The sequence below is a fragment of the Anaeromusa sp. genome (genome assembly GCF_028691475.1).
Classification (GTDB): Bacteria; Bacillota; Negativicutes; order Anaeromusales; family Anaeromusaceae; genus Anaeromusa.
Genome location: NZ_JAQUZF010000094.1, coordinates 1 through 11,028 on the forward strand (window position 1 = coordinate 1; position 11,028 = coordinate 11,028).

An 11,028-nucleotide genomic window follows, 5' to 3' on the forward strand; every position below is an offset into this window, starting at 1 on the left:
AATTTTGAGCGAATGCGTAACCGCATCCTCTATCTTGCGGTTACTAAAAATAGATAGCAGCGAGAATTTGCATCCTCGCTGCCAACATTACTTTATGCTTTTACCCCAACCATTGACATAGAACCTTAAAAATTTGCATTTGAAATAAAACCGCACCAGGAATGCCTACGGCACTTCCTGGTGCGGTTTTTGGTCTCTTGAGAGGGAGGGCACCCACGGGGGCACCCCGTCGCCAGAGGCGACACCCCTCTCAAGAGGGGATTGGATTACCCACCCCGCCTCCTAGCGGAGGCACCCCTCTAAGGGCCAAACACACCCCGGTTCCTTACGGAACCACCCCTCTCTAGAGGGGATTGGGATTAGCGCTTGCGCGATGCATGATGCGCTGCATGCATCTGCAGCAAGACCTCTTCATACTCTTTTTGCGTACCAGAACCATCAAAGAGAACTTCTTTGGCTTTTACCTCTACTTGAGCCCGAATACGGCTGCGAAGTTCCGCATCACTTGCATAACGAACCGCCCAAGCCACATATTCATCTTCATTTTGGGCAATACCCTCTTGGATTCCCATGGCTCTAAGCATACCAGCTCCCCAGCGAGTCCGAGCCAATTCACCTTCTTGGGTCACTACGGGCAAACCTACATACAAGGCGTCCATATTGGTCGTCCAGCCGCCATAGGGATAAGTATCCAGGTTCACATCGCAAACGCGAAGCAAGGCCAGCAAATCGGTATTTTTCGGCAGGGGCGGCAAAATGCGGAAGCGATCTGCCACGCCTGCAGCACGAACCTTCTTAGACAATCTTTCTACAAAATGCATATCCACCAAATTAGGCAACATAAACGGTTTTAAGGCAATAACAGCATTAGGAGCTTGTTGCAAAATACGCACTAAAACATCATCACGCGCTGGCCCATGTTTGATCCCATTTGCACAAGAAACAAATAATACTTTGTCATCGGGCAAGCCAAAATCTTTTCGTGTCCGCCCCTCTTCCGGTTCAAAAGGAGCAAATTGAGCAGCTCCCAAGCGCGGCAATCTAATAAGTTTCTCACGATAATGAGAATCTGATTCCTGCGATTCAAAATCACCACTCAAATAATACTGCACAGTCGGCAACCCAGTCGTTACGCCATGGCCTACCAAGACAGCCTGTGTAGGAGCCAACTGCAGTGCTGCCAATTTATATGTTAGCGGATCCATACCAATATCCGTATAAATCAGCACATCCAATTGGCTGTCAACAATAGTTTGGGCAATTGCATCGACATTTCCAAAATCTGTAATTGCAATATATTGATCGCTTTTCTGCTTAATTTGTTCTGTCAGTTCGTCGCAACGCCGTTCTAAGGAAATAGTCACAATTTCATAATTTTCCTTATCTGCGTGCAAAATGCGATTCGCCATATAAAAGCTTACAGCTTGATTGCGGAAATTACTGGAAATATAGCCAATTCGAAGCTTCTTATTCTTCTTCCGCGTTTTTTGTTTCACACTAACCCAGCGCGAATAAAAACGTTTCATATAATAATGCAGAAAATCTCCAAAAGCCGAAATTTCTTTCACCATATTGCCGCCGCAATAGGATAACCGCCACAAATGCAAAGTAAAGTGCTCCGAACAAGCGTCAAAAAGGCCTTTAGGCATAGCCTGCGGGTGACGAACTGCAGCTTCGCAATAGTTTCGGATGTGCCGCAACGCCGCCTGCTGTGCAATTTTATCATTATTATAATACGGTGCACAGCTCAGCCAAAATGGAGCTATTACCTTAAGCGCCAGCGGCACGGCCGATTTCAAAAGAACATCCATATCCACCACGACGCCAGCCTCTCCATATGGCTGGTACATGCTGCGAATCAGCAAGTCCGGGTATGCCTTGCCGCTATACGCTTCTTTAGGAACACTTCGATACCGAATAGGAAGCACTGTCTCATTACGGCCTTCATCCAAATATAGAACCGAAGCATCATTTAGAAAGACTAATCTCCAAAATGTTACCATCCGTGACTGCCGCACCACATCCATTTTAGCTAAAGCCGCTTGCGGCGTCTTCAATATAAAGCGCTTCCAAAGCTCACGCATTTCTCTGGCAAAAAAGAGCGCCGCCAACCGTTCGTCGTCTTTCACATCGCCCGAGCGCACCGGCATATTGCGCAAACGCAGCCACTGTTCTACAACACCCCATATAGGCGTCTCTTCGTCCTGAGTAATAAAATAGGTCAAAAAAGCATCAACAAAGGCGCCCCGTTTTGCTCCTTCATCTTTAGAGAATGCTTCTACCTTCTTTTTCAGTTCTTCCCATACCGCTGGCCAACCTTGGCTTCTTACTACCTGAAGACGCGAAATATCCAAGTGTGTTTTAAAAAGCCGCTCCAAAAGTTCTTCCGAAGAGGCTACAGCAGGAGCTACTGGTGCAGAAGAAGTTTTATTTAAACCGGGAACAAGCCGCTGATAAAGTTGCTCATATTGAGAAGCGACTTTATTCAAAGCATATGGACTTGCCAGCAGTTTACGCCGTCCTTCCAAGCCCCATTGTGCTAAAATCTCCGGATTTCCCTGCATCTGTTTTAGTTGTTCCAATGCTTCCTGGGATTGCATGGACAAAACGACGCCGCTTTCTCCATTAACTAGCCATGGATATTGCCACTGGCTGCTTTGAGGCACCGCTACTGATACCCCGCAGGCTGCAGCCTCTATGACTTTACTAAGCCCTTGATTGGAATCAAAGCAAAGATACAAATCAATAGCTTGATATAGATTGCGCAGACCGTCATCTCCCAGATCGGCACTCCGGAAAGAATATGTCTGCCCCTGCTCTTGGTCCAGAGTCAATACTACCCAACCCTGTTTACGCAACAATTCAACTGCCCGCAAGGCTTGCGGATCCACAAGCACAACACGAACATCCCTGGGCAAGCCTAGCTTTTTGCGGGCCTCTTCTTTACTGCTTGGCTGCCAATATTCTGCGTCAACACCCACAGGAATTTCTTTTACTACATTTTGCCCTAAAGGACTTCTTTGGGCCCGCTCTTTAAGCCACGGCTGCGTAGCCACTATGGTACATTCAGTCAAAGACTGCACATTGCGCACAAGACTTCGAAAAGTGCTTGCCTTTCCGCCTTCCGGCAAAGGCGACTCTATAAAAGCTCTTTCATCATATTGAGTCCAAACCAACGGTTTAGCCGCTAAAAAAGGCAACAGCAAATAGGAAAAATAACCGCCTTGCAAATCATGCAAATGCACAATATCAGCCTGCAAAAATTCTTCTTTTCCCAGCACAGTCAAGAGAGGTGTTGAATACAAGTCGAAAAAACCCTGCCGCTCTTGCTTCCTCAACAAATTCAGTTCCCATTGTTGCGTCATCTCAGGCAAAACACTCACACCAGCTTGATTTCCATACATCTGCTGTACTACCGTATGTACCTCATACCCAAGGCGGCGTTGGCTTTCCGCCAGTGCCGCTACAAAGCGTCCTTGAACACTGCCGCCATTCGCATGAGCAATATGCAATATTTTCACGCGCATGCCATCCTTTCTAAAATAAGATTATAAGAGTATCATATCATATTTCATATTGCTGCCGCACCATGGCAGCATACATACCATCCTGCTTCAACAACGCTTCGTGAGAACCTTCTTCGATAATCCGGCCTTTTTCCATCATATAGATTCTATCGCAGCCGCGAACTGTTGACAATCGATGCGCAATAATAACCATAGTCCGCCCCGCCGCTATTTTATCGAGATTATCCATAATCACTTTTTCCGACTCATAATCCAGGGCGCTTGTGGCCTCGTCAAAAATCAAAATACGAGGATCTGTAATCAAGGCACGCGCAATGGCCAATCGCTGCCGCTGCCCGCCAGACAAGGACTTGCCTCGTTCTGCCAAATACGTATCATATCCGTCCGGCATGCGGCTGATAAATTCATGCGCCCCTGAGAGCTCCGCTGCCCTTTGTACTTCTTCGTCAGTCGCGCCAGTTTTCGCCATGGCAATGTTTTCCTTCACAGTACCGCTGAAGAGCACATTTTCCTGGAGAACCACACCGATCTGCCGCCGCAGCCATGCTGGCTCTACTTGGGATAAATCGACGCCATCAATGAGTACCCTGCCGCTCTCCGGCACATATAACCGCTGCAGCAGCTTGGTCAAGGTGCTCTTCCCCGAGCCGGATTTACCCACTAAGGCGATGCGCTGCCCCGGGTCCACCTGCAGAGTGACCTGTTTTAATACTTCTGCCCCATCGACACGATACCGAAAGGTCACACGATCCAAAATAATTTCCCCGGCAATACTTGGCAGCGTGGTCCGATTAGGATTAAAAGCTGGTTCGCCCGCCTCATCCATAATATCTCCTAAGCGGTCCAGAGACACCCGCGCCTGTTGAAAAGACTGCCAAATATTAAGGAGCCGTACCATGGGCCCAATGACCTGGGAAGAGTACATCTGAAAGGCAATCAGCTGACCTACCGAAATGCTGCCTTCCATCACCAACTTAGTCCCAATCCAAAGGATAGCCAGGGTAGATGTTTGTTGAATAAAACCGGCTGTATTGCCAGCAAGATTTCCCAAATGCGATGCTGCAAAGGTCGTTTTTACGTTCTTGGCCAATATCTGCTCCCATTTTTGCGTAAAAATAGGCTCCACTGCCAAAGACTTTAACGTTTGCACCCCGTTCAAGGATTCAATCATGAAGGACTGGCTTTCCGCGCCAGCCGCAAAACTTTCATTCATGCGCCTGCGAAAAAGGGGTGTAACCGCAAGAATCAGCAAAAACAATAAGGGAATGGCCGCCAATGCCACTACGCTCAAAAGAGGACTATAATAAATCATAACGCCAATATAAACCACTGCAAAAACACTATCCAAAACCGCCGTCATCGCCGTACCGGTAATAAAGCCCCGTACCGTATCGACTTCGCGCACCCTGGACACGATATCCCCTGCCTGCCATTGTTCAAAAAAGCGCAACGGCAGTGAGGTGATATGCTTAAAGAGGCGGGAACTCAAGGTTACATCCATACGATTTGTCGTATGGTTGAACAAATACGCCCGCAAGATCATCATACCCACTTGAAACACCGAAACCACGCTCACACCCAGCACTAGTATGTCTAAGGTCGTCAAGCTTCGCTGCACCAATACCTTGTCGATAATGGTTTGCGTAAAAAGGGGACTGGCCATACCCAATAACTGCAAAACCAGGGAAAGCCCCATGACATGAAGGACCAGTTTCTTATAGCGCCATAAAATGGGGGCAAACCAGGACAATCCAAATTTTTGTGTTATATTACGCAGCCGCAGCAGGGAACGCCTTGTTAAAAAGATCATTTCCCCGCCCCAAAGCTCGAGGAATTTTTCCAGGGGCACCGAAAGAGCCTGCGGACGATGCGGGTCGACAATGACCACCCTGTCTTCTCCCAGCATTTTTATAACCACAACATAGTCATTATTCTTCAGCTGTGCAATGGCTGGAAAGGGAAGGCGGCTCATACGCTCTACATTAGGAAATAATGCTTTCGCCTTTAACCCCAAATCCCTGGCTGCTCTTAAAAGAGTCAGCGTATCCATGCCTTCCTCCCGAACCACATACGCGCGTTTAAGCTGCTCCGCATCGGCGGGAAGTCCTAACATGCGCACAATAGTCACTAAAGAATGCAAACCGCTATCCAAACGTTGTTCTTGCGCCATTTCTTACCTCTCCCTCAAGGCTTCGCTCGTATATTTACGGAAAGGATCCATAAAGAATTCAATAATCCGTTTTTCCCGGATCTTAATCTCCGCCTGTGCCGTCATACCTGGCAGCAAATACTGTTCTCTGCCAAAGACATTTACCGTTTGCTTGGGCAAGGTTACCAAGACGCGATAATACGGTTCCGAAGCTGCACTTTGCCCGCCTTGCGCTGCCGCTTGGGCATTTTTTCCTTGCTGGTCGTCAATGGCATCAGGGCTGATGCTTTTCACAACGCCTTCCAGAACTCCGAATTTTTGAAAGCTGAAGGAATCTACCTTGACAGCTGCCTGCTGCCCTTCATAAATAAAGCCAATATCCTTATTTGCCACCTTGACTTCCACTTCCACTTCGGTACCTTCCGGCACAATGGTCATCAGCGGCTGCGCTTCCGTTACAACCGCCCCCACTGTATGCACAGCCAACTGGTTAACTCGCCCGTCAATGGGCGCCACCAGGGTGGCATAGGCGTTTTTCTCTTCCGCCTTCTTTAGTTCTTCTTGATAGGAAGCCAATTGTTTACGGTCTTCCACCAATTTAGTATTAATATCCTTTAACCAGGAAGACTGCGTTGTGTCTCGGTTCTGCAAGCTTTGAGCCAATGCGGATTCGGACTTGGCAATTTCCGATTGCTGAGAAACCAAAGACTGCTCCAATTCCATACGCTTGGATTGATGATCCAACAACGTGAAATATGCAACCGCATTATCCGCCAAGAGCGAACGTATACGATCTTCTTTATCACGTGCAATTTCAAACTGCTGTTGAAACTTTATCAAATTCGTCCGGGCAATCTGCACCGCTGATTGCTGTTGCGCTATATCAGCCGCAGCCATAGCCATGCGGCTGCGATACTCTGCCATTCTCGAACTATACAAGGTCAGCTGGGAATCAATATCTTTAGGGTCTAAGCCAGGTTGGCGGCTAGGTTGAAACAGCGAACCTGTCAGCTCCGCCTGTAGACGTTCAATATCCAGCTGATAGTATGCCGCTTCCTTGCGCAAACGCTCCAAATCGGCTTTAGATGCGGTCGGACTCAGCTCAATCAAGGGCTGCCCCTGCTTTACAAAATCGCCGTCTTTCACATGAATGGCCCTGACGACGCCCTTGTCTTCAGACTGCACCATCTTGACATAGCCGTTGGGAATCAATTTCCCCGGTGCTACCGCCACCTCATCTACTTCGCCAACAACCATCCAAATTAAGCCGGCAATAACCAGCGCAAACAACGTCCATTGAATGGCTCTCCCCACAGGGGACGGCGGCGTTTCCATTACTTCCAGCACCGCCGGCAGGAATTCCGCTTCCTCTTTTTCCATACGCTGTGTATCTTTTACATCGCCAAAATACTTTTCTTGGATCCATTTTTGCAGCTTTTTAATCATGCTACATTACCGCCTTCCTGAAGCATATACAAATGATGGTAAATGCCTCGCTGCTCCAGTAGTTGCTCATGTGTTCCTTGTTCCACAATTTCGCCCTGCTCTACCACCAAAATCAAATCCGCCCTCCGCACTGTAGTCAAGCGATGAGCCACTTGAATAACTGTACGATCCTTGCCGATTTGCTCCAAACTTTGCATAATAATACGCTCTGATTCGTAATCAAGAGCACTGGTGGCTTCGTCAAAAATAAGGATACGCGGATTAGGCAATAATGCCCGGGCAATCGCCAGCCGCTGCCGCTGTCCGCCGGAAAGCGAGGCACCGCCTTCTCCTACTTGGGTATCATAGCCATCAGGCAATTCCAAAATAAAGTCATGGGCCCCCGCCTGCTTAGCCACTGCGATAACTTCGTCCATATTCGAACTAGGACGAGTCATGGCAATATTATCACGCACACTGCCGCTAAAAAGATAATTTTCCTGGAGCACTACGCCAATCTGCTGGCGCAGCCACAACGGCTCGTATTCACGCACGTCCTTGCCGTCTAGAAGCACCTTGCCCGATTCCGGTGCATACAAGCCTTGAAGAAGTTTGGTCATGGTGCTTTTTCCGGAGCCGGAGCGTCCAATAATGCCGATACGCTGACCCGGTGTAATTTGTAAGGATACATTTTTCAGCACCGGTTCCGGCTGGTTGGCATAACGATAGGTCACTTCCGCCAAAGCCAAGCCCCCCTGCAATGGCATTTGCCCTGGAGGGACTTGCTGGCCGATCGTCTCCGGACGCCTATCCAATATTCCTCCCATCATTTCCATATTAAAGGCAGTCTGCTGCACCATGGGCCACAATGTTGCTAGCCGCAGCATGGTCTCGTTCGCCTGGCTGGCAATCATCTGAAAGGCAATTAATTTACCCAAGGTAAAGCCATCCTGCCCGGAAATAACCATATACCCGCCATACCAAAGAATGACTAAGGTCGCCAATCTCTTAAAGAGATCGCCAACCTGTCCAAAGATCAATTGAAACGTCGCAGTATTAAAGGCCGTATGTACCGCTTTGGCTAAAAGTTTTTCCCACTTAGCATTGAATTGCGGCTCTACTGCGAGGGCTTTCACCGTAGCCATACCGCTTACGGATTCCACTAAAAAGGCGTTATTTTCACACATAGCTGCCATTCTTTGCTCAATACGCCGCCGAAAAATGGGCGTGGTAATAACAGCCTGCAAAAAATACACCGGAATTACTGCCAACGCAATCAATGTCAAGGGGACGCTATAGTAGAACATCACACCCACAAAGACAAAGGTAAAAAACACATCTAATAATGCCGTCAGCGTCGTGCCGGTCAAAAAGCCTCTTACTCCATGAAGACAGTTCACCATCATCATGATATTACCGACCTTACTTCTCTCAAAAAAGGGGATCGGCAAAGCCACCAGATGCCGAAACATGCGTGTCCCAAGATAGGCATCCAGTTTCATCGTCGTATGGTTAAGTACGTAGGTGCGCAAAATGGTCATGCCTGATTGAAAAAGGCCTAACACCAAAAGCACCGCTGCCAACACATCCAACGTCGCTGCCCCACGATTTATGACAACTTTATCAATAATTACCTGTGTGAATAAAGGTGTCATTAAGCCAAAAAACTGCAAGAAAAAGGACGCTGTTGTCACTTCATAAAAAAGCCGCTTAAACTTTACGATAATCGGCAAAAACCAATCCAAATGATACTTGGTTTTAAAGGCCTTCCAGGTAAACGGCCGCGCTAGCAGCAATATATCTCCTGTCCACGCTTCCAAAAAAGCTTCTTGAGGAATGGTGGCCGGCCGACCTTGCGCGGGATCCAGGACAATTAGGCGATTTCCATAATGGCTGCCTACCACAAGACAGCGGCCATTTTTCAAGAGCGCCACCATGGGAATCGGCAAGTGCGGCAATTCATCGGCGCTAGCCCGCAAGATCCGGCTTTTTAACTTGAGCTTCTCTGCCGCTTTTCTTAACCAAGACAGACTTCCTTCAACAGGATGTACAACCTGACGCAGCTCTTCTGGTTTAGCAGGCGTCCCCAAGGAAGCTGCCGCTGCACATACGCATGCCAGAGCACATGATACTTTTTCTTCGTTCACCACAAAGCCTCCGTTCTACTCAATCTAAAATATAATTATAGCATATCTGAATAACCATTTCACCCTAACAAGCGAGGTACCCCTCCCAGAGAACCCTGCAGATAGCTTCTCCGCACATCTTTATCATAGCGAATGCTTTCTTGTTTCTGCAGTGAAGCGAACTGGGTTTCGCCTTGTTGCTTGCGTTCCGCCAGCCAGATTTCATCTCTGCGAAACAAGTTCTGATCCATCAGTAAGGTATCATGGGTGACCACAAGGAGTTGATTGGCTCCACCCTCCCGGATGCTCTGCAAATACACTTCCAATAGATATCGTGTAAGCTGAGAATGAAGGCTGCGATCCAATTCGTCAATAAAATAGACTCTCTGCAACGAGGATTTAGACATAGCCAGAAACGCAGGCAGCAAATCCAAAATACGATTCGTGCCGTCTGACTCGTCTTTTAAATCAAACTCGATTTCACTGCCATCGTCACAGTTATGATACGAGACCAATTTATAGGCAACCAATTCTCCTTGGCGCTGCGAAAAAAACCACTGTTGCCGCTGCATCGCATCAAATACGCGAATGTAGCCGTTGTCCTCCAGCTCGTCCAACACCCGCAAGCGAACTTCTTCCGGCACCATTACCGCCCCTGGCGGCATTTTGCGAAAGGCAATGCGGCTGATTCCCGTATCTAGCAACGGTAACATCCGATTTATCTGTTCTAGCAAAGGCGCTAACTGGGTTAAAGACTGCGGAAAGTCAAAACGCGTCTCCGGTGCAATCAATACCAACTGATGTAAAAACCATCCATAAAGAGGCTCTAATTCCGCCACGTTTTGCTCTACTGCATTTGTCAAAAATAATTGATTAGCTCTTGTTCCCTGACATACATATTTTAAAAACGAGTTCTTTTGAAAAACTCTTCCTAGCTGAAACTTCTGTCCAGTACGCTTATATATGACTTCTTTCTTCCCTTTGCGGCCGCGTTCTAAACGCTCCTCGACAACGCCGCTGCGATTAAGGGCTAAGTAAAAAAAATAACGCATTTCTTCTATTTGGATAACTAATGAAAAACACGAGGGCTGCGCTAACGTCTCTGGGCATAGCCGAAAAGGTTCCACTAAAATCGGTCTCCCATGAGCCGTTCCCTTTACAATTAAATTTTTCAAAAAGATAAGAGCTTTAAAAAAATTGCTTTTACCAGAACCATTGCCCCCATACATCAACGCCACCGGCAATGCTTTTTCCTTGCTGCCGGGAATAGCCAACAAACGCTCGCTATGCTGACGCTCCCGACCAGCAAGAAGGGACAACTCTGTTTTTTCCTTAAATGAACGCCAATTCTCTACGCTGAATGAAAGCAGCATAAATTGCTCCTTTCGAGATTTTTTCTCGGTAACTTTGTTCATTATACACTAAATATATTTATTTGGTCAAATCAAGAGATTTTTTCTCTAATCCCCTCTCTAGAGGGGTGGTTCCGTCAGGAACCGGGGTGTGTTCGGCCTCTTGAGAGGAGTGCCTCCGCCAGGAGAACCTACCCCGCCACTTTGTGCCACCCCTCCGTCGGAGGAGATTGGGATGTGTTTGGCAGAGACACCCCGGCGCGGGGCAACCCACCCCGCCTCCTGACGGAGGCACCCCTCCGCGGTAGGGGATTGGGAATAAAAAAAGGTTCTATGTCAATGGTTGGGGTAAAAGCATAAAGTAATGTTGGCAGCGAGGATGCAAATTCTCGCTGCTATCTATTTTTAGTAACCGCAAGATAGAGGATGCGGTTACGCATTCGCTCAAA

At 47.8% G+C, this 11,028-nt stretch carries 5 protein-coding genes; all 5 read right to left on the bottom strand.

The annotated features are described in order from the left end of the window. Window positions 1–359 precede the first annotated feature (359 nt). Genes PHF27_RS11220 through PHF27_RS11240 form a run of 5 tightly spaced genes read right to left on the bottom strand, consistent with a single transcriptional unit; the run spans window position 360 to window position 10,600 of the window. Window positions 360–3,521, bottom strand: coding sequence for a hypothetical protein (locus PHF27_RS11220; RefSeq protein ID WP_300069949.1), 3,162 nt, complete (start codon window positions 3,519–3,521; stop codon window positions 360–362). Between the two features lie 43 nt (window positions 3,522–3,564). After that, on the bottom strand, window positions 3,565–5,697 hold the full coding sequence (locus PHF27_RS11225) for a type I secretion system permease/ATPase (RefSeq protein ID WP_300069952.1): 2,133 nt from the start codon (window positions 5,695–5,697) through the stop codon (window positions 3,565–3,567). Window positions 5,698–5,700: 3 nt separating this feature from the next. Beyond that, on the bottom strand, window positions 5,701–7,122 hold the full coding sequence (locus PHF27_RS11230) for an HlyD family type I secretion periplasmic adaptor subunit (RefSeq protein WP_300069955.1): 1,422 nt from the start codon (window positions 7,120–7,122) through the stop codon (window positions 5,701–5,703). Then, window positions 7,119–9,248 carry a peptidase domain-containing ABC transporter gene (locus tag PHF27_RS11235; protein WP_300069958.1) on the bottom strand — a complete coding sequence of 710 codons (2,130 nt, stop codon included), beginning with the start codon at window positions 9,246–9,248 and terminating at the stop codon, window positions 7,119–7,121. Before PHF27_RS11235 ends, PHF27_RS11230 begins: the two co-directional genes overlap by 4 nt. A 59-nt stretch (window positions 9,249–9,307) precedes the next feature. After that, the gene (locus PHF27_RS11240) at window positions 9,308–10,600 is read right to left on the bottom strand and encodes an ATP-binding protein (protein WP_300069960.1); all 1,293 of its coding nucleotides are present in this window, start codon (window positions 10,598–10,600) and stop codon (window positions 9,308–9,310) included. Window positions 10,601–11,028: the final 428 nt, after the last annotated feature.

Coding starts and splice junctions, on each gene's coding strand:
- PHF27_RS11240 (WP_300069960.1), bottom strand. CDS start 10,600: ATGCTGCTTTCATTCAGCGTAGAGAATTGGCGTTCATTTAAGGAAAAA.
- PHF27_RS11225 (WP_300069952.1), bottom strand. CDS start 5,697: ATGGCGCAAGAACAACGTTTGGATAGCGGTTTGCATTCTTTAGTGACT.
- PHF27_RS11230 (WP_300069955.1), bottom strand. CDS start 7,122: ATGATTAAAAAGCTGCAAAAATGGATCCAAGAAAAGTATTTTGGCGAT.